The following is a 25,191-nucleotide window of genomic DNA, read 5'->3' on the forward strand; positions in this document are numbered from 1 at the left end:
TATCCCGGCCGGGGAACGATCCTTCGCCGAAGGATCGCGGCCCTGACCCCTGGGGTCTGGGCCCAAGGGGCGCGCGCATGTCTTCCGCGCCCCACGCCGCGCTCTATGTGTCGCCCCGCCCGATCCCGCGACGGAAGGGTGCAGCCCACCGACGCGGGCGAGGGCCCATGCAGGCGTACGGCCCACCTCGTATTCCACGCAAAGAAAAACGCCCCGGCGCGGCCGGGGCGTTTTCATCTTCCGACATCGGGCCGGTCAGGCGTAGTCGGCCGCTTGTGTCTCGTCCAGCGCTCGGTCGTTGGCGACCGCGTTCAGGATCAGGCTCAGGATCGCGGCCACGATCAGGTTGAGGATCAGCGTCGCGAAGGCGATGTAGCTGGGCACCTCGTAGCCGAACAGGTGGAAGGTCCAGAGCGAGCCGGCAAAGTGGTTCTCGGCCACCATCCAGGTCGCGGTGACGATCCCCACGGCCCAGCCGACAAGCAGCGCCCAGCCGTTGAAGAACCGGGTGAAGACCGACAGCGCCACCGAGGGGAAGATCTGGATCAGCCACATCCCGCCCAAGAGCTGCAGCTGGACGGCGTAGGTGTTGGGGATCACCACGATGAAGAAGATTGCGCCCGCGATCATGATCATCGCGAAGACCTTGGCCACCAGCGTTTCGGCCTTCGTCCCCGTGCCCGCGTTCTGCCCCTTCACGAAGGGTCCCCAGATGTCGCGGGTGAAGATGTTGGCCGCCGCGATCGCCATGATCGCTGCGGGCACCAGCGCGCCCACCGCGATCGCGCCAAAGGCCACGCCCGCGAACCACGACGGGAAGGCGTGCAGGAACAGCGCCGGCACGGCAAAGCTGGTGTGGTACTTGGCAAAGCCCGCTGCGAATTCCGGCATCTTCTGCAGGTCCATCGCATAGGCCATGAAGCCCAGAAGGGCGAGCAGCCCCAGCACGATCGTATAGGCCGGCAGGAGCGCCGCGTTGCGCTTGATGATCCGCGAGCCCGAGGACGACAGGATCGCCGTCGTGGTGTGCGGATAGAGGAACAGCGCCATGGCCGACCCCAGCGCCAGCGTGGCGTAGCCGGTGTAGGACCCGGTCGAACCCGCGGGCGGGGTGGGCAGGGTCAGCATCGCGGCCGGGATCTTGTCGAAGATCTGGCCGAAACCGCCAAGCTCGATCGGCACCACGATCACCGCCACGATGACGGTCAGATAGATCAGCAGATCCTTGACGATGGAGATCATCGCCGGCGCCCGCAGCCCCGATGTCCAGGTGAAGCAGGCCAGCACCACGACAGCCACGGTCAGCGGCATGTACCCCGGCAGCCCCAGCGCCCCGATCACCGTCTGCATGCCGACCAGTTGCAGCGCGATGTAGGGCATGGTGGCGACGATGCCGGTCACGCCGACCGCCAGCGCCAGCCAGCGGTTGCCATAGCGCCCACGCACGAATTCCGGCCCGGTGATGTAGCCGTGCTTCTGCGCGACCTTCCACAGCTTCGGGAAGACGATGAACAGGATCGGATAGCAGACCACGGTATAGGGCACGGCGAAGAAGCCGAGCGCCCCCTTGCCGAACATCAGCGCCGGGATCGCGATGAAGGTGTAGGCGGTATAGATGTCTCCGCCCAGCAGGAACCAGGTGATCACGGTGCCGAAGCGGCGCCCGCCCAGCCCCCATTCCTCGATATTGTCCAGATCCGCGCTCTTCCACCGGCCGGCGGCGAAGCCCATGACCAGCACCAGCGCGACCAGCACGATGAAGACGACGATGGCGACGGTGTTCATTGCTCGTCCTCCGAGGTGTCGAGGCGGAGGGCGATGTACAGGAGCAGCGCCGAGATCGGCACGGCGACCATCTGGTACCAGTAGAAGAAGGGGAACCCGAACAGGGTGGGTGTGGTGTGGTTGTAGAATGGTACCCACAGGTTGATCACGAAGATCAGTATCAAAAGCAACGTCTTCACGCGACTCTCCTCTCGTTTGCGCGCACTACCGGAGGGGATTTCGCGAAGAGACAACGGCAGGTTTCCGCCCGTCGCTGTTCACATGTGCACATATGATGCGCCGCAGGTGCGTAATTTATCGCTGCGGCGCGGCGTCGCCTTTGGGCGGGCGGCCATACGCCAGCGGCGATGTGCGACAATCGCGCGCGGGAACAAACGGTTGATCTGTCTTGATGCCGTGGGAAAGCACGGCCCGGCCATGCTGCGCCGCGGCAAAGTCAGGCAAAGGCAAACCCGCCGGCACCCTCTGCGGCGGCGCCGCCACGGCAGTCACGTTGTCGCGACCCGAGGGTGAAGCGCACCGCGCAGTCGGCTTGCGCCGCCTTGCGCGCAATCCGGCGGCGATGCCGTTGTCCACTTTCTGCTCGAAAATATCCCACGGGGGTGCGGGGGTGTGAAACCCCCGCGGATGGGGCGGGTGCGGGGGTGTGAAACCCCCGCGGATGCGGTGGGTGCAGGGGTGTGAAACGCCCGCAGATGCGGTGGGTGCGGGGGGGCGCCCCCACACAGATGTCTCGCTCTCAGGCAGCCTCAGATCAGAGATCCAGCTCCACCCAGACCGGCACGTGGTCCGACGGCTTGTCGCGGCCGCGCACGCCCTTGTCGATGCCCGCGCCGGTCATCAGGTCGGCGGCCTGTGGTGTCAGCAGCAGGTGATCGATCCGGATCCCGTTGTTCTTCTGCCAGGCCCCGGCCTGGTAATCCCAGAAGGAATAGAGCCCCGGCGCCGGGTCGCGGCTGCGGACCGCCTCGGTGAAGCCAAGGTTCAGTACCCGGCGGAACGCCTCGCGGCTTTCGAGGCGGAAGAGGGCGTCCTCACGCCAGTCGTCGGGGCGGGCGGCATCCTCGGCCTGCGGGATGATGTTGTAATCGCCCGCCATCAGCGCTGGCTCCTCGGCCGCCAGAAGCGCCTCGGCCCGGGCCTTCAGCCGCGCCATCCAGCCAAGCTTGTAGGCATATTTCCCGCCCTCGACCGGGGCGCCGCCAGCGTCGATCTCCACCGGGTTGCCGTTGGGAAGGTAGAGGCCGCAGAGGCGGATCGCCTGTTTCCCGACCACCGTCGCCTCGATCCAGCGGGCCTGGTCGTCGGCCTCGTCGCCCGGCAGGCCGCGCACCACGTCCTCGAGCGGCAGCTTCGACAGGATCGCCACGCCGTTGAACGACTTCTGGCCATGGGTCGCGACGTTGTAGCCGCGGTCCTCGAACGGCTCGAGGGGAAAGCCCTCGTCGACCGACTTGATCTCCTGCAGCAGCACGACGTCGGGGCTGGCCTCGTCGAGCCAGTCGAGGAGCGCCTGCGCCCGTGCCTTGATCCCGTTGATGTTGAAGGTGGCGATCTTCACCCGCGCCTCCCTGGCCCGTTGCTGCGCCACTGGTAGCGCGTCGCCGGGCAGGGGGCAAGCGGCGGGGTCGGGACGAACGGCCCGGGTCGGGCGCCGCGGGCCGGGCGCCGCGGGCCGGATCCCGTGATCACAGAATCGAGTAGAAAAATGAATCCAAATTGCTACCTTTGGTTGAGTTGGCAGTAGGCCGACCGATTCCATTTTCAGAAAGAAACAGGAGCCAGAGATATGGAAGATCGCATCATCAACACCTTCGCCGCCAAAGCTCATGCCTTCCCGGACGCGCGCGCCATCGCGCAGCCGGTCCCGAAGATGGCCCCGCAGCCGGGCGCCAGCCTGCTCTCGGGCGACGACACCGCAGTCTCGACCTCGTCCTTCGCATGCTCCGGGGGCAGCGTGCTCTCCGGCGCGGGTACGTCCTTCGCCACCTCGTCCTTCGTGACGGCCGAGACGGGGCTTTCGATGGGTGATGGGGCACACTTGGCAACCTCGTCGTTCGAGGCGGGCCGGACGGATGTGACGGGCGGTGCGGGCACCTCCTTTGCCACCTCGTCCTTCGTGACCGGCGAGACCGGGCTTTCCTCGGGCGACGGGTCACACCTGGCAACTTCGTCGTTCGAGGCGGGCAGAACCGATGTCGCGGGCGGCGAGGCGACGCAGCTTTCGACCTCGTCCTTCGCCCCCTGGGGAACCACCACGGCGGATGGCGCCGCGACCGAGCTTTCCACCTCGTCCTTCGACATGCGGGGTGGGCGCGGCGCGGCAGCCAGCATGTGCACCTGGGACGAGATCGACACCTTTGGAAACGCCTGAGGGAGGGAGGTCATGCTCCCCCTCCCGCTCTCGGGTGGTCCCGGCGTCCCGCTTCTCGCGGGGCGCCGGTCGACCGCCGGTCTTATGGCGGCCAGCGCTGGTGCGTTTCTCGACCACCGGCGGGGCCGTCACGACGTGATGTTCCTAAAGGAGAATGCCGAGCTTCTGAACATCGCCGAATGCACCGGGCTGGGCCGCGCCGCCGCGCTGGCCCGACCCTACCGCCGCCTGCTGGCGGACCTTCCGGGCTTCTTCGCCCTGTTCCCGCAATATTACCGGTTCCTGCTGTCGATCGCCTCGGATGCCGAGGCGATGGGCCTGCCGCCGGGGGCCGCCCGCGGGATCGCGGTCGAGGTAGCGCGCCGGGGCCTCGCCGAGGGCGAGATCTCGGACCTGCACCGGATGGAGGCGCGGCGTCTCTGCGCCCGCCACGAGGTGGAGGTCCTGGCGCAGGACACCACGCTGGAGGAACGGGTGCTGCGCTTCATGACCCGCCACGCCGCCTTCGCCGTTCCGAACCGCAAGGCGGCCTACGACCTCACGCATTTCGTCTTCTACTTCTCGGAATACGGGCGCCAGCCGCCGGACCTTCCGGCCGCGGTGGAGAAAAGCCTGCTCAACACCGGCCTGATCGCCTTCCTCGAGGAGGATGTCGACCTGATCTCGGAGGTCTGCATCGCGCTGCGCTACATGGGCTGTACGCCGCCGCCCGCGTGGGAGGATTTCGTGACCGCGGAGCTTGCCGATTTCACGATCACCACCGAGGAGGCGGACGAGACCGGCGCGCTGGGGGACGATTACCATCCCTGGCTGGTCGCCAACTGGCACCAGGCGGTCGCGGGGCGCCCGGCCTTCGCCGGCAGGGCCCGGCCCGGACGGCTGGTGTTTCGCAGGCGCGCGGCGCGGCGCGGCGCGCTGGTGGAACTGACCGAACTTCTGATGGCGATGTCGTGCGCCCGGCGGCTGAGCGTCGGCGCGCTGATGGAGGCGGCGCCGGCGCTGCTGACCGACCGGTCGCGCAACGTATTGGCGAGTGCGGCGCGCTCCACTCCACAATTCGATGAATTCATAACGGGTTTCTGCTATAGAGGCCAGGTACAGGAGGGCAAGGCATGACGGATGCGGACCGGCGGCAGATCCTGTGGGGGGTGGCGTTCGCGCTTCTCGCCGTGGGGTTGACCGCGACGACCGACCTGCTGGCCAAGCTGCTGGCGGCGGGCTTTCCGTTCCAGCAGGTGAATTTTCTCGCGGCGCTGGTGGGCATCGCGGGCTCTTGGGTGATGAGCCTGAAACGTGGTGGCGGGGCAGGGCTGCGCACCGCCTATCCCCGCGCGATGGCGCTCAGGGCATTCACCACGGTCGGGGCGGCGGTGGGCTTCTTCCTGGCCTACAAGCACCTCATGCTGACCGAGGTCTTCGTGCTTTCGGCGACGCTGCCGATCTTCGCGGGTCTCATGTCGGGCCCGATCCTGGGCGAACGGGTCGCGCTGCGGCACTGGCTGGCGCTGGCCGCCTCGTTTCTCGGCGTCGCGCTGGTGCTGCCGGCGCCGGGCGGCGGGCAGGCGCTGTGGTACGGGGTGGGTCTGGGGGCAAGCTTCCTCGGCGCGCTGTCGCTGACACTGGCGCGGCGCATCGGGCGGCATGAACGCAATGCCGCGGCGCTGGTCTTCTACCCGCAGATCGCGCTGGCGCTGAGCATGGCCTTCCTGCTGCCGGGACACATGCGGCCGATGTCTCCCGCGGATCTCGGGCTGACGCTGCTCTTCGGGCTGGGGTTCCTCTGGGGCAAGATGGCGCTGGCCGCGGCGTTTTCACGCGCGCCGGCGATGGTGGTGACCCCGGTGGTGAACCTGCAGTTCTTCGCGCTGCTCGGTCTCGGCTGGCTGGCCTTCGGCAATGTGCCGGGCCCGGCAATCTACCTCGGCGCGGCGATCGTCACCGCTGCGGGGCTGTACCTCGGGCTCGCCGCGCGCGCCCCGGCACAGGCCTCCGCCCGGCCCCTGCCGCTCTCCGCCGCCCGCAGATCGCGGAAACCGCGCACCGCGCTGATCCGGGGGCGCCGCAAGGCCGTCGCCTGAGGCGCCGCGCGCCCCGCCGCACCCTTCCGCCGCGCGGACCGCCGCCGCGCGCATGTCCTGCGGTGCCAGTTCTACCTCAGGCCCAAGGGGGGACGCCCCCCTGACCCTTTCATCGTTCTCAAAATACGCAAGCGACACAACCGCCCCCGCCAACGGCCGGGACAGTGCGCCCACCCGCCTTCCCCGCCGTTCTCACATTGGGGCTCACACGGAGGTCCTCCCATGGAGGTCCTCACATGGAGAAGGAGGTTCCGCAGCCGCAGGAGGAGGTGGCGTTCGGGTTCTCGACCACGAAGCGCGCGCCGATCAGGTCATCGGTATAGTCGATCACCGCATCCGACAGGAACGGCAGCGACACGCTGTCGACCAGCACCCGCGACCCGTCCTTCTCGAGCACGAGGTCATCCTCGGATGCCTCGTCAAGCTTGATGTCGTACTGAAAGCCGGAACAGCCGCCGCCTTCGACCGCGACGCGAAGCGCGTGCGGACCCTCCACTTCGGCGGTGATCTCGGCAAGCCGCGCAAAGGCGCGGTCGGTAACTCGGGGGGGCAGGGTAAGGCTCATATCAAGACCCGTATCATTCTGGTCATGCCTATCATATAGAGGCAGGGCATGGACCCGACAAGAACAGGCAGAAATATGCTCGCGCCCTATGCGTGCCTTCCAGAACAAAGCCGCGGCAGGCGGTATCCCGAAAAATATTCCACCTTCCGCTCCGCGTTCCAGCGTGACCGCGACCGGATCATCCATTCCTCGGCCTTCCGACGGCTGAAGCACAAGACCCAGGTCTTCGTCGAGCATGAGGGCGATTACTACCGCACCCGGCTGACCCACACGATCGAGGTGGCGCAGGTCGCGCGTACTATCGCCGGCACGCTTGGCCTCAACACCGATCTGGCCGAGGCGGTGGCGCTGGCGCATGACCTTGGCCACCCGCCCTTCGGCCACACGGGCGAGGATGCGCTGCACGTGCTGATGGCGCCCTACGGCGGGTTCGACCACAACGCCCAGGCGCTGCGCATCGTCACAAGGCTGGAAAAGCACTACGCCGATTTCGACGGGCTGAACCTGACGTGGGAAACGCTCGAGGGGATCGCCAAGCACAACGGCCCGGTCACGGGCCCGCATGCGCAGGGCTCGCATTCCGTGCCCGAGGGGGGCGAGCTGCCCTATGCCCTGGCCGATGTGCAGCGCGACATCGACCTGGAGCTGTCGACCCACGCCAGCGCCGAGGCGCAGGTGGCCGCCGTGGCCGACGACGTCGCCTACAATCACCACGACCTGCATGACGGTCTGCGCTCGGGCCTCTTTACCGAGGACGATCTGATGGAGCTGCCGGTGACGCGCCCCGCCTTCGAGGCGGTGGACGCGATGTACCCGGGGCTGGAGCCGATGCGGCGCCGGCATGAGGCGTTGCGGCGGGTGTTCGGGGTGATGGTCGAGGACGTGATCCAGGTGGCGCAGCAGCGGCTGGAGGCGGCGCAACCCCAGAGCGTGGACGAGATCCGCGACATGGGCACCACGATCATTCGCTTCTCGAAGCCGCTCTATCAGGACCTCAAGGCGGTGAAATCCTTCCTGTTCAAGCGGATGTACCGCGCGCCCACGGTGGTCGAGGAACGCCGCCGGGTGACGGCGGTGGTCAACGACTTGTTTCCGCTCTTCATGTCCGATCCCGCGCTCTTGCCCGCCGAATGGCGCGAGGACGTGGCCGGTGCCACGGACGAGACGCAGCTTGCGCGGATCGTCGTCGATTACGTCTCGGGCATGACCGACCGCTTCGCGCTGGCCGAACACGCCCGCCTCTGCGGGGGGGCGGGTTGAGCGCGGCCGAGACCGCGATGAGCGGGGCGGCCGGGATGGGCCCGGTGGCGGCTTTCGCGCTGGTGGGCGCGCTGGGTGTGGGGTCGCAATGGCTGGCCTGGCGCCTGCATATGCCGGCGATCGTGGTGATGCTGGTCGCGGGGGTTCTCATCGGCCCGGTCGCGGGCCTCTTCGACCCTGCCGCCGAGTTCGGCGACCTGATGGCGCCGATGATCCAGCTCGCCGTCGCGGTGATCCTGTTCGAGGGCGGGCTCTCGCTCGATTTCGCGAGGCTCGGGGATGCGCGGGCAGGCGTGCGGCGGCTGATCTGGATGGGCGCGCCGATCGGCTGGCTGCTGTCGGCACTCGCGCTGCACCTCGTGGCGGGGCTGAGCTGGCAATCCTCGGCCGTGTTCGGCGGCATCCTGATCGTCACCGGCCCCACCGTGATCGCCCCCCTCCTGCGGCAGGCCCGGCTGTCGCGCCGTCCCGCCGCGCTCCTGCAATGGGAGGCGATTGTCGGCGACCCGCTGGGGGCGCTGGCGGGGGTCCTGGCCTACGAGGGCGTGCTGGTCCTGACCACCGCCGCCTCGCCGCTGGGCGCGGTGGGGGAATTCGCGCTTGGCATCGTCTTTTCCGGCGCTCTGGGGGCGGTGTCGGGCCGGGGCCTCGTCTGGGCGTTCCGTGCAGGGCGGGTGCCGGAATACATGAAGGTGCCGGTGCTCTTTGCCACGCTTCTCGCAGTCTTCGCGCTGTCTGACGCGGTGCTGCATGAAAGCGGGCTCCTGACCGTGACCGTGATGGGGGTGGTGATCGCCAATGCCGATCTGCCCTCCTACGATGAGCTGCGCCGGTTCAAGGAGCACGCGACCGTGCTGCTGGTCTCGGGGGTGTTCATCCTGATGGCGGCCTCGCTCGACCTCGGACAGGTCCGGGCGCTGGACTGGCGGGCTTGGGTCTTCGTGGCGGCGGTGATCCTCGTGGTGCGGCCGCTGACCGTGGGGATCGCGCTGGCCGGCGCGCCGGTGCCCTGGCGCGAGCGGTTGCTGATCGGGATGACCGCGCCGCGCGGCATCGTGCTGGTGGCCGTCGCCGGGCTGTTCGGCACGCGGCTTGATCACCTCGGCGTGGCGGACGGGCACCTGCTGGGGCCGATGGCCTTCGTGCTGGTGGCGGTGACGGTGGTGCTGCACGGCTTCGGGTTGAAGCCCCTCGCGCGGGCCCTGGGGCTGGGCGGGGACGGCATGCCCGGGGTGATCGTGATCGGCGCGTCGCGCTGGGGCGTGGCGCTGGCCGAGACCTTGCACAAGCTCGAGGTGCCGGTGCTGGTGACCGACCCCAACCACCTGCGCCTGCGCCGCGCGCGCCGCGCTGGCCTGCCGGTCTTCATGGGCGACATCCTTTCCGAGGCGGCCGAGCACTCGGTGGAGCTGGTGGCATTCGGCACGGCTGTCGCCGCCACCGACAACGATGCCTACAACACGCTGGTCGCCACCGATCTGGGCCCCGAGTTCGGCCGCGACAACGTCTACCAGACCGCGCGCGAGAAAGAGGACAAGATCCGCCACGCGCTGCCCGCGACGCTGGGCGGCCGCGCCTTCGGCGATGGCGAAACCGCCGAGGCGCTGGAGCAGCGCATGATCGACGGCTGGACCCTGGGCACCACCCGGCTGACCGAGGAGTTCGGCTACGCCGACTGGCAGGAGAAGCGCCCGGGCGCGGTGCTGATCGGCTGGGTCGGCCCGGGCGGGCGGCTGCGCTTCGTTCCGGCCGACGCCGAGGTGAAATCGGCCCCCGGTACGCGCCTGATCGCCATGCTGCCGCCGGAGCCCGCGGAGGTGCGGCCGAAGATGGAAGGGGCAAGCGGCCTGCCGGGCTGACGCGACGCATGTCCTGCCTGCCCGGCCGTGGCGCGGGGGGCGGCGAAGGCTGCGTATTTGGGGAACAATGAAATGCAGGGAGGTCTCTCCTTTCATTGTTCTTCAAATACGCAAGGCCGTTTTCCACCCGGGGTGCGGCCGGGCAGGGGGGCGCCCTGCCATTGACGCGGACACGGCGCGTGGTAAACCCCGGGCCAACGAAGGATGGACCCGATGAACCTGTTTTCCCAGATCCGCGCGCAGGTGATTGCCGCGCTCGACGCGCTGGTGGCCGAGGGCGCGCTGCCCGCGGGCCTCGATACCGCCAACGTCACGGTCGAGCCGCCGCGCGATCCGGCGCATGGCGACATGGCGACCAATGCCGCGATGGTGTTGGCGAAACCCGCCGGCATGAAGCCGCGCGACATCGCCGAGGCGCTGGCCGTCCGGCTGACGGCCGATCCGCGGATCGCCTCGGCCGAGGTGGCGGGGCCGGGGTTCCTCAACATGCGGGTGGCGCCCGAGATCTGGCATGACCTGCTGCGCTCGGTCCTGACGCAGGGTACCGATTACGGCCGGTCCGTGCTGGGCGACGGTATCAAGGTGAACGTCGAGTTCGTTTCGGCCAACCCGACCGGCCCGATGCACGTGGGCCATACCCGCGGTGCGGTCTTCGGCGACGCGCTGGCCGCGCTTCTGGATTTCGCGGGCTATGACGTCACGCGGGAGTATTACATCAACGACGGCGGCGCGCAGGTCGACGTTCTCGCCCGGTCCGCGTTCGAGCGGTACCGCGAGGCTTGCGGCCTGTCGCCCGAGATCCGTGAGGGGCTTTATCCCGGCGATTACCTGATCCCCGTCGGTGCCGCCCTGAAGGAGAAATACGGCGAGAGCCTGCTCGACCAGCCGGAATCCGCCTGGCTGGAAGAGGTTCGGGAGTTCTCGACCGAGGCGATGATGGCAATGATCCGCGAGGATCTGGCGCTTCTGGGCGTGAAGATGGACGTCTACTTCTCGGAGAAGTCGCTTTACGGCACCGGCCGGATCGAGGAGGCTCTCAAGAGCCTAGAGGACCGCGGCCTGATCTATACCGGCGTGCTGGAGCCGCCGAAGGGCAAGACCCCCGAGGATTGGGAGCCGCGCGAGCAGACGCTGTTCCGCTCCACCGATTTCGGCGACGATGTCGACCGGCCGGTGAAGAAATCCGACGGGTCGTGGACCTATTTCGCCCCCGACATCGCCTATCACTATGACAAGGTGACCCGCGGCTACGATCAGCTGATCGACATCTTCGGGGCGGACCACGGCGGTTACGTCAAGCGGATGAAGGCGGTGGTGGCGGCGCTGGGGGGCAATTCCGTCTCGCTCGACATCAAGCTGATCCAGCTGGTGAAGCTCTTCAAGAACGGCGAGCCCTTCAAGATGTCGAAGCGCGCGGGCACCTTCGTCACGCTGCGCGACGTGGTCGAGCAGGCGGGCGCCGACGTGACCCGCTTCGTCATGCTGACCCGCAAGAACGACGCGCCCCTCGATTTCGATTTCGACAAGGTGCTGGAGCAGACCAAGGACAACCCGGTCTTCTACGTGCAATATGCGCATGCCCGGGTCTGTTCGGTGTTGCGCCGGGCGGAGGAGCTGGGCCTGGATACTTCGGACGCGGCGCTGTCCGGGGCAGCGCTGGAGCGTCTGGACCATCCGGCGGAGCTTGACCTAGCGCGCAAGGTGGCCGAATGGCCGCGCCTTGTCGAGATCGCGGCGCGGGGGCATGAGCCGCACCGGATCGCCTTCTACCTCTATGACCTCGCGTCGGATCTGCACGGACACTGGGCCAAGGGCAACGACGAGATGGGCCTGCGCTTCATCCAGGAAGACGATCTTGGCGCGACGCAGGCGAAAATCGCGCTGGCGCGGAGCGTCGCGGTTGTCATTTCCGCAGGCCTTGCTATCCTAGGGGTCACGCCGGTCGAGGAGATGCGCTGAAGAACAAGCGCCCCGCCGGAACGTGACGCAGGCAATGGGTCCTCCGGGGCCCCGAGGCAGAGCAGAGCATGGCGGGCATCGAATACGATCACCAGGACGCATCGCGTCCCGGCATCCAGCCGGGGGCGCTGCAGGGTTACATCAACATCGCCGGTGCGGTCACGTCTCTGGCGCTGATTATCGGCGTCGGCATATGGGGCTACAAGCTGGTCCGGCGCGACGCCGCCGGCGTGCCGGTGATCCAGGCGCTGAAGGGGCCGATGCGGATCGCGCCCGAGGATCCGGGCGGCCAGATCGCCCGGAACGAGGGCCTTGCCGTCAACGCCGTCGCCGCCGACCAGCCGCTGCCGCCCGCGCCGAACCGTGTTGTGCTGGCGCCGAAGCCGATCACCCTGTCAACGAACGACACCGCGCCGGTGGACACCAAGACCGACGGTGTTGCCGCCCAGGTGGCGGGGCAGGGTGCGGGGCAGACCGCCGGCCAGGTTGCCGACCAAAGTGCCAGCCAGTCGGCCGACGCGACTGCTTCCGATGGGGCGGACGGGTCTGACGCGGCCGGTGCCGCCGATCAGCAGGACGCGGCCCCCGCAAAGCCCACCGACCCGGTCGAGGCCGCGCTGATGGCCGCCCGCGCCGCGACCGAGCAGGTCACCGGCGAAGGGCCGGGCGCGGCCGACACCTCGGCACCGGTCACCGGGGGCACCGCGCAGGCGGTTCGTATGTCGCCGCGTCCGGCGCTGCGCCCCGCGCAGCTGCATGTCGCGATCGACAAGGTCGCGACCGAGGCGCCGGTGACCAAGATGATCGACCCCGCCACGCTGAAGCCGGGCACCCGCCTTGTGCAGCTTGGCGCCTATCCCGACACCGACACCGCCAAGGCCGCCTGGACCCGCATCGCCGAGCAGTTCGGCGCGCTGATCGACGGCCATGGCGAGGTGATCCAGCAGGCCCAGAGCGGCGGGCGCACCTTCTATCGCTTGCGCGCGGCCGGGTTCGAAAGCGACAGCGACGCGCGGGCCTTCTGCGCCGCTCTGACGGCCCAGAACGCCGGCTGCATTCCGGTGACGCTGCGCTGATGGCGGCCCATGGTGCCACGGTGCTGGGCTGCGAAGGCGCGGCCCTGACAGAGGCGGAGCGCGCCTTCTTTCGCGCGGCCGACCCCTGGGGTTTCATCCTGTTCAAGCGCAACATCGAGGATCCCGCGCAGCTGCGCCGGCTGACGTCGGACCTGCGCGAGGCGGTGGGGCGCGACGCGGTGGTGATGATCGACCAGGAGGGCGGCCGCGTCGCCCGCTTGCGCCCGCCGCACTGGCGCGCCTGGCCCGATCCGCGCGCCCAGATCGACGCGGTGGGGCCGGAGCGGGCGGCGCGGGCCATGTGGCTGCGCTACCGCCTGATGGCGCATGAGATGCGCGCTGTCGGCATCGACTGCGACTGCGCCCCGGTGGCCGATCTGCGCGGGCCCGACACCCATCCGTTCCTCGACTACCGCTGCTACGGCGACACGGTCGAGACGGTGGTCGAGATCGCCGGCGCGGTGGCGCAGGCGCTGCTGTCGGGCGGGGTGCTGCCGGTGATGAAGCATCTTCCCGGCCACGGCCGCGCCAATGCCGACACCCACCATGACCTGCCCGAGGTCACGGCGGCGCCCGAGGTGTTGGAGGCGACCGATTTCGCCACCTTCCGCGCCCTGAACACCCTGCCGATGGCGATGAGCGCCCATGTCATCTTTCCGGCATGGGATCAGACCCGCCCCGCCACCCAGTCACCCGAGATGATCCGGGTGATGCGCGAGGTGATCGGCTTCGGCGGCCTGCTGCTGACCGACGACCTGTCGATGGAGGCGCTGTCCGGAACCATCGCCGACCGTGCCCGGTTCGCGGTCGAGGCGGGCTGCGATATCGCGCTGCATTGCAACGGCGTGCTGGCCGAGATGGAGGCGGTGGCCGAGGTCTCGGGCCGGCTCTCGCCCCAGGGGGCCGTACGGGCCGAGGCGGCGCTGGCCGCGCGCCAGATCCCCGATCCGATTGACATCCGCGCCCTCGAGGCCGAACTTGAAGGCCTGATGACAGGGCCGGGGAATGTCTGACGACCGCTGGGACCAGACTGACACGGAAGAGGACAGCGTCGCCGCCCGGCTTGCCGCCGAGGCGCTGATCGTCGATGTCGACGGCTTCGAGGGGCCGCTGGACCTTCTGTTGACCCTGTCGCGCACCCAGAAGGTGGACCTGCGCAAGATCTCCGTCCTGCAACTGGCCGAGCAGTATCTGTCTTTCGTCAACAAGGCCAAGGCCTTGCGGATCGAACTTGCGGCGGATTACCTGGTGATGGCGGCCTGGCTCGCCTTCCTGAAATCGCGCCTTCTGCTGCCACCTGACCCCGAGGACGAGGGCCCGAGCGCCGAGGATCTGGCGGCCCACCTGGCCTTTCAGCTGGAACGTCTTCAGGCGATGCGCGAGGCTGCGGCACAGCTCATGGCGCGCGACCAGAAGGGGCGCGACTTCTTCGGCCGTGGCGTGACCGAAGACGTGCAGCGCATCCGGGTGGTGAAATACACGGCTTCGCTGCTGGACCTGATGCAGGGCTATGCGCGGATCCGTACCCGCGATGAATTCCGCCCCTTCGTGATGGACCGCGACCACGTCTTCACCATGGAGCAGGCGCTTGACCGGATGCGCGGGTTGATCGGCTATGCGGGCGAGTGGACCGACCTCGTCAGCTATCTGCCCGACGGCTGGCAGTTGGACCCCGGGCGCCGCCGCTCCGCCACGGCCGCGCATTTCGCGGCGATCCTCGAACTCGCCAAGCGGGGCCAGATCGAGGTAAGACAGGGCGAGACCTTCGCCCCCATCGAGATACGGAAGAAGACCGAGTGAGTGACGCCTCAGACAACGCAACCGGCCGGGGCGCGGAACGGGAGGAACCCCTCTTCGACGCCCCACCGATGGCCGAGCAGGAACGCATGGTCGAGGCGATCCTGTTCGCCTCGGCCGAGGCGGTGACCCTGCGCGAGCTGGAGGCGCGGCTGCCTCTGGGCGCCGACCCGGCCGAGGCGCTGGTCAGCCTGCGCACCCGCTACGAGACGCGGGGCGTGCGGCTGGTACGGGTGGGCGATGCCTGGGCCTTTCGCACGGCGCCCGACCTCGGCCACCTGATGCACAAGGAAACGGTCGAGACGCGCAAGCTCAGCCGTGCCGCGATCGAGACGCTGGCGATCATCGCCTATCACCAGCCCTGCACCCGCGCCGAGATCGAGGAGATCCGCGGCGTGGCCGTCAGCCGCGGGACGGTGGACCAGCTGATCGAGCTGGAATGGATCCGCTTCGGCCGCCGCAGGATGACCCCGGGGCGCCCGGTGACCTTCGTGGTGACGGAAAGCTTCCTCGATCACTTCGGTCTGGAAAGCGCCCGCGACCTGCCGGGCCTGAAGGAGCTGCGCGCTGCGGGCCTTCTCGACAACCGGCCGCTGCCCGTGGGCATGGGCGGACCGCAGGTCGAGGAGGAGGAAGAAGACGAGGGCGGCGGTCAGAGCGAGCTCTTCGAGGATTGACCGGCCCCGCCGCCCGCGCGCCTTGGTTTCGCCATCCGCGCGTGCGAGGGTACCCCGGCAAGGACATGGGAGACCCGCGATGGACCGGATCCTCAACATGGTCATGAAGATGGTGATGCGGCGGCTGATCAACACCGGCGTCAACAAGGGCATCGACATGGCTTCACGCCGGGGTTCCGGACCTGCCGGACCGAAGAAGGCCAACCGCGACATGACCCCGGAGGAACGCGCGAAGGCGCGGCAGACCGCCGAGACCACCAAGCGCGCCCGCCAGGCGATGCGGGTTGCGCGGCGGATTGGACGGTTCTGACCGGCGGGGCCGGGGACCCAAGAAAATTCGAATTTTCTTGCAAATTCCTTCGAAGGAATTTGGCCTGCGTGGGCGGGGCGTTCGGCAATCGGTCCTTTGCGGTGTGTGCAGAGCGTGCAAGGGTGCGGGGCCCCGGCCTGGTCGCGGGGCCCGTTCGACAGGCAGGGCCGCGCCCGTGACACCGCGTCTTTTCACTCGCTTTCAGAATTCCGCCCGACAGCGGGTGCGGATCGTCCTGCATCTCAAGGGGATCGACTACGCCTATGTCCCGGTCCTCGATGCGGCGGACCCGGCCTACCACGCGCTGAATCCCCAGGGCCTCATGCCCGCGCTCGAGATCGGGGGCCGGGTGGTCGCCCAGTCATCGGCGATCGTGGAACTGCTCGAGGATCTCTGGCCGGTGCCGAGCGTGTTGCCCGCCGATCCGTTCCTCAGGGCGGAGGTGCGGGCCTTCGCGCAGCACATCACGGCCGACCTTCACCCCGTCAACAACAACCGCGTGCGCCGCTATCTGCGCGATCCGCTGGGGGTCGGCGAGGCGGAGATCCTGGGCTGGTACAGGCATTGGGTCGCGGTGACCTTCGCAAGCCTCGAGGCGCAGCTGGCCCGGCACGGCAGGGACAGCACATATTGCTTCGGCGACCGGCCGGGCCTTGCCGAGGCCTGCCTGGTGCCGCAGATGGACAATGCGCGCCGGTTCGGCTGCGACCTCGGTGCCTATCCGCGGCTCCTGGCGGTCGATGCCGCCTGCCGCGGTCTCGACGCCTTCCGCCGCGCCGCGCCCGAGGCCCAGCCCGACTATCCGGGCGGCTGAGGCGTTACTTCGCCTTCGCGTCGAAGGTGGCGCCGAAGATCTGCCTCTGCACCGCCTCGATCGTCTTGGGCAGGTCGGCCATCTTGTAGGCGGCGATCCCCTCGGCATAGCCGGTATCCTGCGAGAAGTGCCATTCCACGGTGACGTAGGGCATCGCCAGCTTGGGCGCCTGGTCGAGGGTCAGCGCCTTCATCCGGTCGAGGATCGCGGCGTCGACCAGCTTGCTCTCGGCCTCCGTCGTGGCGTGGGTCGCGGTCTTGTAGCCGGCCTTTCCGTCGGTCTCGACCTCGGTCTTGCCCTCGGCGATCGACAGGTATTGCGATTGCGTCGGCGCGCCGTCCTCGCCGTGGGTCCAGAGGTAGATGCCCAGGGTCAGCACCCGCCCGGCCCGGGCCGCGGCGGGCAGGGCCAGGCCGACGGCGAGGGCGGCACAGAACAGGATGGCAGCGGGGGCGGACAGGCGGGTCTGGCGCATGGGTCTCTCCGGGTTCGGGCCGGCGGGTGGCTGAGTGCACCGCCGGGCGCGCGGGCGCTGGCCCCGAGGTCTACCGCGCGCGGAAATGTTTTGAAAGCTTCAGCCCCTGGCCCTGGTAGTTCGAAGCGATTCCCGCACCGTAAAGCGTGGCCGGGCGGGCGGCCATCCGCTCATAGACCAGCCGCCCGACGACCTGGCCGTGCTCCAGCACGAAGGGGGCCTCGTGGCAGCGCACTTCGAGCACTCCGCGCGAACCCGCGCCGCCGGCCTCGGCCCAGCCGAATCCCGGGTCGAAGAAGCCCGCGTAATGCACCCGGAACTCTCCCACCATGGCGAGGTAGGGGGCCATCTCGGCGGCGTGGTCTGGCGGGATCGTCACCGCCTCGCGGCTGACGAGAATGTAGAAGGCGCCGGGGTCGAGGATGATCCGCCCCTCCCGCGTGCGTACCTCTTCCCAGAAGTCGGCGGCGTCGTACTGGCCGATCCGGTCGAGGTCGATCACCCCGGTATGGGGCTTGGCGCGGTACCCCACGAGGTCGCCCTCGGCCGGTTGCAGGTCGACGGAGAAGCCCAGCCCGTCGGAGATCACCGCGCGGCCGGAGACAAGGCCCACGTCGGCGTGCAGGGCGGCAAGTTCGGTGTCGTCGAGCACCGCCTGGCCGCGGCGGAACCGGATCTGGTTCAGCCGCATGCCGGGGCGGACGAGGACGGAAAAGGAGCGCGGGCAGATCTCTGCCCAGAGCGGGCCATCGTAGCCCGGCGCGATACGGTCGAACTCGGTCCCGCCGTCGGTGATGGTGCGGGTCAGGAGGTCGAGGCGCCCGGTGGAGCTTTTCGCATTGGCGACGGCCTGGATCCCTTCGGGCAGTGCCAACCGCTCCATCAGCGGAACGAGGTAGACGCAGCCCTTTTCCAGCACGGCACCGGGACGCAGGTCGATCTCGTGCATGCCGAATTCGGCGATCCGGTCCGCCACGCTCCGCCCCTCGCCAGCGAGGAAGGAAGCGCGCACGCGGTAGGCGCGGGTGCCGAGCCGCAGATCGAGGCTGGCAGGCTGCACCTGCCCCTCGGTGAAGGGGGTGTCGGCCGAGATCGCGCCATCGGCGATCAGGGCCTTGAGGTCCTGCACGGGCAGCACGCCGGTCGTCATCTCGGTCCTCCGGTCATCGCTGGGTCCGGGTGGTGGTTTCGGCCGGCGTGGATGCCGGCGACGTCGGGGTGGCCTGCTGTGGACGCGGGGCCTGCGGCGGATACAAGAACGCCCGCACCCCGAAGGGTGCGGGCGGTTCCTTGTTGGTCGGGCCGGCGAGATTCGAACTCGCGACCTTCCGCCCCCCAGACGGACGCGCTAACCAGGCTGCGCCACGGCCCGACGGGGAGGACACATAACGGATTTGACGGCGGGAGCAAGGGCCAATCCGCACCTTTCCGACCGCTTATTTCTGGCTGCGCCGGGCGTGGCCGGCCATCTTGGACCGGAGCCCGCGCAGGCGGTCGGCAAGTGTCGCCAGATCATCCCGCACGGCCCCTGCCTGAGCAGGGTCGATCGCCCGCAGGCGCGTGGCGAGGGTCGGGTGGCCGTCCTTTTCCTCGTCCGCCTCAGGGGGCATGTCCGCCGGGGCGAGGGGATCCGATGTCGCTTCTGCCGCGGCCTCCGGCGTCGTGTCTGATGGCACGTCCGCCGTCATGTCCTCTGCCGTGTCAGCGGGAGATTCCGGCTCGGGAGATTCTGGCTCGGGAGATTCGGGGACGGGAGATTCGGGGGCAGAGGCGGGGGGCTGCTCTGGCTGGTCCGACCCGGCGCGGGACTCGTCCGCGGTGGCTTCGTCCCGGACTGCCGGCGCCGGCGTGTCATCCAGTGTGCCATCCAATCCCGGGGCGTCCGGAACGGATCCGGCTGCGTCGGACGGCATGGTCGAGGGCGAGTCGAACAGGAATTCGTGCTGCGTGACGGAAGGGCCGGCAGGGGCGCCGGTCAGATCCTGGGCCAGATCTGCGGCCAGATCCTCATCGCGCGCCTCGTCGATCGTCTCTGCGATCTCCTCGTCGGCCACGCCGGGCGCATCAGCCTCAACTTCTGCGGCCCCGGCCTCGGCGGTTACGGAGGTCGTGGGCATACCGGGCGGGGCGGCCCCCGTGTCGGGCTGTACCGCTTTGGTTTCCGCCGACGCATCTTCCTCCGGCTCCGCCTCAGGGGTCGGGCGGGGGCGCTTCATGGGCACCACGTTGTCGACGGGGACCGGTCGGGGAGTAGGGGCGGTCACGGCATCCGCAAGGATCACGTCGCCCGCGCCGTCCTCGGCGGGACTGGTGCCCAGTTCGGCGACGTGACGGATCCCCTTTTCGCGCAGGATCTTCTGCACGCCGCGGATCGTCATGCCCTCGTCATGCAGAAGCTGTTTGATGCCACCCAGCAGCGCAACATCGGCAGGGCGGTAATAGCGCCGCCCGCCGGCGCGCTTCACCGGCTTGATCTGGCTGAAACGGCTTTCCCAGAAGCGCAGCACATGGGGTGGCGTGTCCAGCCACTCGGCGACCTCGCTGATCGTGCGGAAGGCGTCGGGCGACTTCTTTTCCATACGCCTCGGCGCCTCAGCCCCTGTTGCCGGCGGCGACCCGGTCCTTCATCAGATGCGACGGGCGGAACGTCAGCACCCGGCGGGGATGGATCGGAACCTCTTCCCCGGTCTTGGGATTGCGGCCGACGCGGGCCGCCTTGTCGCGCACCGAGAATGTGCCGAAGGACGAGATCTTGACCGTCTCGCCCTGCGCCAGCGCATCCGACATGTACTGCAGCACGCTTTCCACGAGCTGTGCGGATTCATTCCGTGAGAGTCCCACCTCACGAAAGACCGCTTCGCTCAGGTCCATCCGCGTCAACGTCTTGTCGCTCATCCTGTCCCCCCGGGTGACGGGCGCCCTTCACCGTGGCGCGCCCTGCGTTTGGCCAAAGGATGGGCGAGAAGAATTTCCGAGTCAATGTCAATGGCTTGCAAGCGGTGCTTGATACGCGATTACCAGCGCAAAACCACCGAACCCCAGGCCAGGCCGCCACCGATCGCCTCGATCACGATCAGTTCCCCCGGCTTGATCTGACCGCGCGCGCGGCCGACCGAGAGGGCGAGGGGAATCGAGGCCGCCGAGGTGTTGCCATGGTCGGCCACGGTCTGCACCACGCGGTCCATCGGTACACCCATCTTGCGCGCGGTCGCGGTGATGATGCGGATGTTGGCCTGGTGCGGCACGATCCAGTCGATGTCGTCGCCGCTGAGCCCGAGGCTTTCCAGCGCGGCATGCGCGGTCTGGGCGAGCTTTTCCACCGCGTGGCGGAACACTTCCTTGCCGTGCATGCGCAGGTGACCGGCGGTGCCGGTCTTCGACACGCCGCCATCGACGAAGAGGATGTCGCGGAAGCGGCCGTCGGAATGCAGGTCGGTCGCGAGGATGCCGCGGTCGCTGGCATCGCCCTTGCCCTCGCCGGCCTCGAGGATCAGCGCACCCGCGCCGTCACCGAAGAGTACGCAGGTGGAGCGGTCGGTCCAGTCCATGATCCGGCTGAAGGTCTCGGCCCCGATCACCATGACGCGTTTTGCCTGCCCCGCCACGATCAGCGCGTTGGCATTGGCCAGCGCATAGACGAAACCCGCGCAGACCGCCTGGACGTCGAAGGCGAAGCCGTGGGTCATGCCCAGGCGTTCCTGCACCATGGTGGCGACGGAGGGAAAGGTCAGGTCCGGGGTGGAGGTGGCGACGATGATCGCGTCGAGGTCTTCCACCTCAAGGCCGGCGTCGGCCAGGGCCGCCCGCGCGGCATGCGCCGCGAGGTCCGAGGTGGTCTCATCCTCCGCCGCGAAATGGCGCCGCTCGATCCCCGATCTGGTGCGGATCCATTCGTCGGACGTGTCCAGCGTCTCTTCGAATTCGCTGTTCGGCACGATGCGCGCGGGAAGGTAATGCCCGACGCCCTTGACCACGGCGCGTGTTGTCATTCCGTCCCACTCTTGCTGCCGCCCATACCGGTTGACCCGGTGGCTGCGGCGCCCTCATCCTGCCCCTCAGGGGCGGCATCCTGCATCGGCCCGGCGGCGGATGCAACCCGCGCCGCCAGCCGGTCGCGGAAGTTCGACCGCGCCAGCTGCGAGGCCAGATCCAGTGCCGCGGCGATCCCGGTCGCGTCGGCCGAGCCGTGGGATTTCACCACCGTGCCATTGAGCCCGAGGAACACGCCGCCATTGACGCGCCGGGGGTCGATCCGGCGCTGGAACCGCCTGAGCGAGGTCAGCGCCAGAAGGGCCGCGATCCGGCTGAGCGGGGTCGCCCTGAAGGCGTCGCCCAGGAAATCGGCGATCAGCTTGGCCGTGCCCTCGCCGGTCTTGAGCGCGACGTTGCCGGTGAAGCCGTCGGTCACGATGACGTCGACCCGGTCCGAGGGCAGGTCGCCGCCCTCGACGAAACCTACGTAGTCGAAGCTGCCCGCCTCGGTCGCCGCCGAGATCAGCTCCTGCGCTTGCTTGAGCTCGGCGCGGCCCTTGTGTTCCTCGGTGCCGACGTTCAGCAGGCCGACGCGGGGGCGCGAGAGGCCCATCCCGTTGCGGGCGTAGGAGGCGCCCATCAGCGCGTATTGCAGGAGGTCTGGCGCATCGGCCTTGATGTCGGCGCCGACGTCGAGCATCAGGTTGAACCCCTGCGGGTTGCGCGACGGCCACATGCAGGCGATGGCAGGGCGGTTCACCCCCTCGAGCTTGCGCAGGCGGATCATCGACAGCGCCATCAGCGCGCCGGTATTGCCGCAGGACACCGCCGCACCAGCCTGGCCCTCGCGCACGCTTTCGAGCGTGCCGTACATCGAGGTGCCCTTGGCGTTGCGCACGACCTGGCTGGGCTTTTCGTCCATCGTCACGACGCCGGTGGCGGGGCAGATCGTGACCCGCCCCTCAAGGTGGCGCCGCTTGTGCAGCAGCCGCGTCAGCTCGGTCTCGTCGCCATGCAGAAGGATATGGACGTCGCTGGTGCGGGCCGCGAATTTCTCAATCCCGGCCACGACTGCGGCGGGGCCGCGGTCGCCGCCCATCGCGTCGACCGAGATCACGATCGGGTGTCCGGCCGTCTGGCTGGCCTGCCGAGACTCGGTTCCGGTCATGCCGGCCTCCCTACGGGCATGCGGTACGACCCGGGCCGCCGCGCGATGGCGGTGCCGGAGGGTCGAAAAAGGCCGACGGGCCCCGCGGGCCGGCCGGCCATCCATCGCGTGTCGGAGCGGGCGGGCTTACGCCGCGTCGTCGTCCAGGTCGGCTTCGTCCACCGACGCGATGACTTCGCGCGAATCGTAGTGGCCGCAGGACGGGCAGACGTGGTGCGGGCGCTTGAGCTCGCCGCACTCCGCGCATTCGTGCGGGTTCGCTGCGACCAGTGCATCATGGGCGCGGCGCATGTTGCGGCGGGATTTCGTAACGCGGTTCTGCGGGACAGCCATGTGTCAACCTCGGGTCTGTCGTGGGGGCGGGCCCCGGTGTCTTTTTGTGCGGAAATCAGGGTTGCGGCCGCTGCCGCGACATGCCGAGTCCCGCGATGTAAACGAGGCGCGGAACATACTGGGATTCTGATCCGGTGCAAGTCTTTTCTAACCCCTGTCCTTGCGGCCGCCTGGCCGCCGTCGCGCCGCCTGTCGTTCTGGCGGCTGCGCGACCTGGTCGTGCGGCCCCGTGATGCGGTTCCGTGATGCGGGCCTATGCGTTCCCCTCGCCGTCACCCTCCAGTTTCTTGCGCAATGCCGCAAGCCCTGCGAACGGCTTGACCGCGTCGTCGGTCAGCGGCGCCGTTCCCGGCGGGCCGTAGTCGGCGGTGTCCAGCGCGGCGTCGTCCGCGCGGGGGTAGAGGGGCATCGCCAGCGCCAGCGCCTCGATCATCACGGCGGCGGGGTCGATCACCTCGGGCAGCGGCTCGGCGCTGTCGTCCTCCGGCATCTCGACCTCGTCGCCCATATCCGAGGGGGCGGGCATGTCTGCGAGGTAGCGCCGGAACACCTCTTCCTCGATCCGGGTCGTGACCGGGGCGAGGGTGACGACGCAGGGCTGCACCACGGTCGCGCCCAGCCGCCCCTCGAGCACGAAGTCGTGACGGCCCTCGGCACGCAGCTCTCCGGTGAACGACAATTTGCGCACCGCGTCAGCCCCCACCAGCCGCGCGACAAGCTCGAGGTCGGCCCCCTCGGGGCGCAGGTCGAAACGCTTGGGTTTGCGTGCCGGCAGATCGGCCACGCGCAGCGGCAGCGATACGGGAAGCGGTTCTGTCATTGGCGTGTCCTTCCTTCGCGGTCGCCGCGCCGGCCCGCATCGACCCGCCGTCGCGCGCGTTCTGCGCGGCTGCGACGTGGCCGCGGGCGGCATGGGGGTATTCCCCCGGCGGCCGCTTTCCCCGGTGCGGAGCGGGTTTCTCCCGCCTCAATATAGGGCACGCGTTCCTTCCTTGAACCCGCGCCGTTCCTTCTGTAAGCCGGATAAAAGGCTTGAGGCGGCAAGGCAAGAGGTTGGGATGAGAGTGGCGCTTGACCGGATGCGCGGCGGCTTGGTGGGCGTTGCGCTCATCATGCTCGGGGCCTGTACCCCCATCTACACCAACCACGGCTATGCCCCCGACGCCCAGCAGCTTTCGGACATCAAGGTCGGCAAGGATACCCGCGATACGGTGCGCCAGAAGATCGGCGACCCCTCTACCGCCGGGCTGATGAAGCCGGCCGAATGGTTCTATGTCCAGAGCCGGTTCAAGACCGTGGGGGCCGGCGCGCGCAAGGAAATCGACCGCCAGGTCGTGGCGATCAGCTTCGACAAGGCCGGCCGGGTCGAGAACGTCGAGCGATTCGGCCTGGCGCAGGGCAATGTCGTGACGCTGAGCCGTCGCGTGACCACCCAGAACGTCAAGGGCACGACCTTCCTGCGGCAGCTGTTCGGCTCGATCGGCAACTTCTCGGCCCAGCAGTTCCTCGACCAGCAGAAGTGATCCGGTCCCGGGTCGCCGCCCCGCAGGGCGGCGCAGCCCGGCGCGCGGCCTCGGCCCGCACTGCGGGGCGTGGCCTTGTTGCCGGGCCCGGGCGCGTCGCCGGGTTCCTGCTGCCTGGATGCCACCGCCCCCCGACTTGCCACCGCCCCCCGACTTGCCACCGCCTTGCCGCGCCCCTGCCGCGGTGGCGTCTTCGCGACGTCATCATTGCCGTGCTAGACTGTGGCGGAGGGCAGAGGGCCGGGACGGGCCCGCGCCGGACGGGGCTCGCACGGGGAACGCGCCATGTTGCCACTTCGCAAGGGCCGGTTCGAGGCCCGCATCGCCGGGACGCCCGAGGATATCGGCGCGGCGCAGCGGCTGCGCTGGCTGGCCTTTCGCGGCACCGCCGCGGCGGGTGAGGCGGGGCTCGATGCCGACGCCTTCGATCCGCGCTGCACCCATGTGCTGATCGAGGAGCGCGGCACCGGCACGCTGGTGGCCTGTTTCCGCATCCTGCCGCTGGCCGGCGGGCGCGAGATCGGCCAGAGCTATTCGGCGCAGTATTACGAGCTGTCCGCGCTCGAGCGGTTCGAGGGAAAGATGGTGGAGATGGGGCGGTTCTGCCTGCATCCGGCGTGGCACGACCCCGATATCCTGCGCGTCGCCTGGGCGGCGATGACGCGTTACGTCGATCAGCAGGGGGTGGAGATGCTGTTCGGCTGCTCGTCCTTCCATGGCACCGAGGCGGAAGAATACCTGGACGCCTTTGCCATGCTGAAGGAAAGCCACCTTGCGCCGCGGCGCTGGCTGCCGCGGGTCCGCGCGCCCGAGGTGTTCCGCTTCGCGCGCGTACTGCGCCGGCGCAAGCCGGATGCGAAGCGCGCCATGCTGAAGATGCCACCGCTCCTGCGGACCTACCTCGTGATGGGCGGCTGGGTGTCGGATCATGCCGTGGTCGATCGCGACATGGGCACGCTGCACGTCTTCACCGGGCTGGAGATCCGGGCGATCCCGCCGGCGCGGGCGCGGCTCCTCCGGGCGGTCGCGGGCTGAGGCGGCGCGCCTTTTTTCGTCGAAAAAAGGCAGGTTCGGGGGCGCTGCCCCCATCGCCGGTGTCGCGTGCGACACCGGCGATCCCCCCGGGATATTTTCGCTCAGAAGAAGGGGCGGGTGCGCGGCCGGAA

26 protein-coding genes and 1 tRNA gene are annotated in these 25,191 nt (G+C 68.9%); 14 read left to right on the forward strand and 13 right to left on the reverse strand.

Annotated features, from left to right (window positions below):
* Nucleotides 1–255: 255 nt before the first annotated feature.
* The 3 genes from mctP to xth form a co-directional block, all read right to left on the reverse strand.
* Nucleotides 256–1,785 carry a monocarboxylate uptake permease MctP gene (gene mctP / locus CVV76_RS05235; RefSeq protein ID WP_102223583.1) on the reverse strand — a complete coding sequence of 510 codons (1,530 nt, stop codon included), beginning with the start codon at nucleotides 1,783–1,785 and terminating at the stop codon, nucleotides 256–258.
* Nucleotides 1,782–1,964, reverse strand: coding sequence for a DUF3311 domain-containing protein (locus CVV76_RS05240; protein WP_233192724.1), 183 nt, complete (start codon nucleotides 1,962–1,964; stop codon nucleotides 1,782–1,784). Before CVV76_RS05240 ends, mctP begins: the two co-directional genes overlap by 4 nt.
* Before the next feature lie 575 nt (nucleotides 1,965–2,539).
* Entirely contained in the window at nucleotides 2,540–3,346 is an 807-nt protein-coding gene (gene xth, locus CVV76_RS05245; protein WP_102223584.1) for an exodeoxyribonuclease III, read from the reverse strand.
* A gap of 228 nt (nucleotides 3,347–3,574) precedes the next feature.
* Here xth and CVV76_RS05250 point away from each other — a divergent pair, with 228 nt between their 5' ends.
* Genes CVV76_RS05250 through CVV76_RS05260 form a run of 3 tightly spaced genes read left to right on the forward strand, consistent with a single transcriptional unit; the run spans nucleotide 3,575 to nucleotide 6,237 of the window.
* On the forward strand, nucleotides 3,575–4,159 hold the full coding sequence (locus tag CVV76_RS05250; protein WP_102223585.1) for a hypothetical protein: 585 nt from the start codon (nucleotides 3,575–3,577) through the stop codon (nucleotides 4,157–4,159).
* Between the two features lie 12 nt (nucleotides 4,160–4,171).
* Complete coding sequence (locus tag CVV76_RS05255; RefSeq protein WP_102223586.1) at nucleotides 4,172–5,275, forward strand: DUF6902 family protein; 1,104 nt, start codon at nucleotides 4,172–4,174, stop codon at nucleotides 5,273–5,275.
* Entirely contained in the window at nucleotides 5,272–6,237 is a 966-nt protein-coding gene (locus CVV76_RS05260) for a DMT family transporter (RefSeq protein WP_102223587.1), read from the forward strand. Before CVV76_RS05255 ends, CVV76_RS05260 begins: the two co-directional genes overlap by 4 nt.
* 232 nt (nucleotides 6,238–6,469) lie before the next feature.
* On the opposite strand, the gene erpA is transcribed toward CVV76_RS05260, so the two are convergent.
* Nucleotides 6,470–6,802 (reverse strand): iron-sulfur cluster insertion protein ErpA, encoded by a 333-nt coding sequence (erpA, locus tag CVV76_RS05265; protein ID WP_102223588.1) that lies wholly within the window; start codon nucleotides 6,800–6,802, stop codon nucleotides 6,470–6,472.
* Nucleotides 6,803–6,877: 75 nt separating this feature from the next.
* On the opposite strand from erpA, the gene CVV76_RS05270 reads away from it, so the two are divergent.
* The 9 genes from CVV76_RS05270 (at nucleotide 6,878) to maiA (ending at nucleotide 16,554) form a co-directional block, all read left to right on the forward strand.
* Nucleotides 6,878–8,062, forward strand: coding sequence for a deoxyguanosinetriphosphate triphosphohydrolase (locus CVV76_RS05270; RefSeq protein ID WP_102223589.1), 1,185 nt, complete (start codon nucleotides 6,878–6,880; stop codon nucleotides 8,060–8,062).
* Between the two features lie 17 nt (nucleotides 8,063–8,079).
* Nucleotides 8,080–9,921 (forward strand): cation:proton antiporter, encoded by a 1,842-nt coding sequence (locus CVV76_RS05275; RefSeq protein WP_102223784.1) that lies wholly within the window; start codon nucleotides 8,080–8,082, stop codon nucleotides 9,919–9,921.
* A gap of 213 nt (nucleotides 9,922–10,134) precedes the next feature.
* The gene (gene argS, locus CVV76_RS05280; RefSeq protein WP_102223590.1) at nucleotides 10,135–11,880 is read left to right on the forward strand and encodes an arginine--tRNA ligase; all 1,746 of its coding nucleotides are present in this window, start codon (nucleotides 10,135–10,137) and stop codon (nucleotides 11,878–11,880) included.
* Nucleotides 11,881–11,948: 68 nt separating this feature from the next.
* The gene (locus CVV76_RS05285) at nucleotides 11,949–12,956 is read left to right on the forward strand and encodes an SPOR domain-containing protein (RefSeq protein ID WP_102223591.1); all 1,008 of its coding nucleotides are present in this window, start codon (nucleotides 11,949–11,951) and stop codon (nucleotides 12,954–12,956) included.
* The gene (gene nagZ, locus CVV76_RS05290) at nucleotides 12,956–13,969 is read left to right on the forward strand and encodes a beta-N-acetylhexosaminidase (protein WP_102223592.1); all 1,014 of its coding nucleotides are present in this window, start codon (nucleotides 12,956–12,958) and stop codon (nucleotides 13,967–13,969) included. Before CVV76_RS05285 ends, nagZ begins: the two co-directional genes overlap by 1 nt.
* Complete coding sequence (locus tag CVV76_RS05295; protein ID WP_102223593.1) at nucleotides 13,962–14,756, forward strand: segregation and condensation protein A; 795 nt, start codon at nucleotides 13,962–13,964, stop codon at nucleotides 14,754–14,756. The genes nagZ and CVV76_RS05295 overlap by 8 nt, the downstream gene beginning before the upstream one ends.
* A 68-nt stretch (nucleotides 14,757–14,824) precedes the next feature.
* The gene (scpB, locus tag CVV76_RS05300; RefSeq protein WP_102223594.1) at nucleotides 14,825–15,430 is read left to right on the forward strand and encodes an SMC-Scp complex subunit ScpB; all 606 of its coding nucleotides are present in this window, start codon (nucleotides 14,825–14,827) and stop codon (nucleotides 15,428–15,430) included.
* Between the two features lie 79 nt (nucleotides 15,431–15,509).
* Nucleotides 15,510–15,740 (forward strand): hypothetical protein, encoded by a 231-nt coding sequence (locus tag CVV76_RS05305; RefSeq protein WP_102223595.1) that lies wholly within the window; start codon nucleotides 15,510–15,512, stop codon nucleotides 15,738–15,740.
* Nucleotides 15,741–15,915: 175 nt separating this feature from the next.
* A complete protein-coding gene (maiA, locus tag CVV76_RS05310; RefSeq protein WP_102223596.1) occupies nucleotides 15,916–16,554 on the forward strand; it encodes a maleylacetoacetate isomerase in 639 nt (212 codons plus the stop codon).
* Between the two features lie 4 nt (nucleotides 16,555–16,558).
* On the opposite strand, the gene CVV76_RS05315 is transcribed toward maiA, so the two are convergent.
* The 9 genes from CVV76_RS05315 to CVV76_RS05355 form a co-directional block, all read right to left on the reverse strand.
* Nucleotides 16,559–17,029 carry a hypothetical protein gene (locus CVV76_RS05315; protein ID WP_102223597.1) on the reverse strand — a complete coding sequence of 157 codons (471 nt, stop codon included), beginning with the start codon at nucleotides 17,027–17,029 and terminating at the stop codon, nucleotides 16,559–16,561.
* 70 nt (nucleotides 17,030–17,099) lie between these two features.
* A complete protein-coding gene (locus tag CVV76_RS05320) occupies nucleotides 17,100–18,179 on the reverse strand; it encodes a 2'-deoxycytidine 5'-triphosphate deaminase (RefSeq protein WP_102223598.1) in 1,080 nt (359 codons plus the stop codon).
* Between the two features lie 144 nt (nucleotides 18,180–18,323).
* Nucleotides 18,324–18,401, reverse strand: a tRNA-Pro gene (locus CVV76_RS05325).
* A gap of 64 nt (nucleotides 18,402–18,465) precedes the next feature.
* Nucleotides 18,466–19,608 carry a MerR family transcriptional regulator gene (locus CVV76_RS25355; protein ID WP_233192725.1) on the reverse strand — a complete coding sequence of 381 codons (1,143 nt, stop codon included), beginning with the start codon at nucleotides 19,606–19,608 and terminating at the stop codon, nucleotides 18,466–18,468.
* Nucleotides 19,609–19,621: 13 nt separating this feature from the next.
* Entirely contained in the window at nucleotides 19,622–19,924 is a 303-nt protein-coding gene (gene ihfA / locus CVV76_RS05335; protein ID WP_102223599.1) for an integration host factor subunit alpha, read from the reverse strand.
* Nucleotides 19,925–20,043: 119 nt separating this feature from the next.
* On the reverse strand, nucleotides 20,044–21,018 hold the full coding sequence (locus CVV76_RS05340; RefSeq protein WP_102223600.1) for a beta-ketoacyl-ACP synthase III: 975 nt from the start codon (nucleotides 21,016–21,018) through the stop codon (nucleotides 20,044–20,046).
* The gene (gene plsX / locus CVV76_RS05345) at nucleotides 21,015–22,169 is read right to left on the reverse strand and encodes a phosphate acyltransferase PlsX (RefSeq protein WP_102223601.1); all 1,155 of its coding nucleotides are present in this window, start codon (nucleotides 22,167–22,169) and stop codon (nucleotides 21,015–21,017) included. Before plsX ends, CVV76_RS05340 begins: the two co-directional genes overlap by 4 nt.
* A gap of 126 nt (nucleotides 22,170–22,295) precedes the next feature.
* Nucleotides 22,296–22,502, reverse strand: coding sequence for a 50S ribosomal protein L32 (gene rpmF, locus CVV76_RS05350; protein ID WP_102223602.1), 207 nt, complete (start codon nucleotides 22,500–22,502; stop codon nucleotides 22,296–22,298).
* A 253-nt stretch (nucleotides 22,503–22,755) separates the two neighbouring features.
* Nucleotides 22,756–23,322 carry a YceD family protein gene (locus CVV76_RS05355; protein WP_102223603.1) on the reverse strand — a complete coding sequence of 189 codons (567 nt, stop codon included), beginning with the start codon at nucleotides 23,320–23,322 and terminating at the stop codon, nucleotides 22,756–22,758.
* Between the two features lie 238 nt (nucleotides 23,323–23,560).
* Between CVV76_RS05355 and CVV76_RS05360 the strand changes: the two genes are divergently transcribed.
* Nucleotides 23,561–24,025, forward strand: a complete 465-nt coding sequence (locus tag CVV76_RS05360) for an outer membrane protein assembly factor BamE (RefSeq protein ID WP_102223604.1) — start codon at nucleotides 23,561–23,563, stop codon at nucleotides 24,023–24,025.
* 285 nt (nucleotides 24,026–24,310) lie between these two features.
* Nucleotides 24,311–25,060 carry a GNAT family N-acetyltransferase gene (locus tag CVV76_RS05365; RefSeq protein ID WP_102223605.1) on the forward strand — a complete coding sequence of 250 codons (750 nt, stop codon included), beginning with the start codon at nucleotides 24,311–24,313 and terminating at the stop codon, nucleotides 25,058–25,060.
* Nucleotides 25,061–25,191 lie beyond the last annotated feature (131 nt).

The organism is Acidimangrovimonas sediminis (assembly GCF_002871005.1).
In the GTDB taxonomy this organism is placed as follows: domain Bacteria; phylum Pseudomonadota; class Alphaproteobacteria; order Rhodobacterales; family Rhodobacteraceae; genus Acidimangrovimonas; species Acidimangrovimonas sediminis.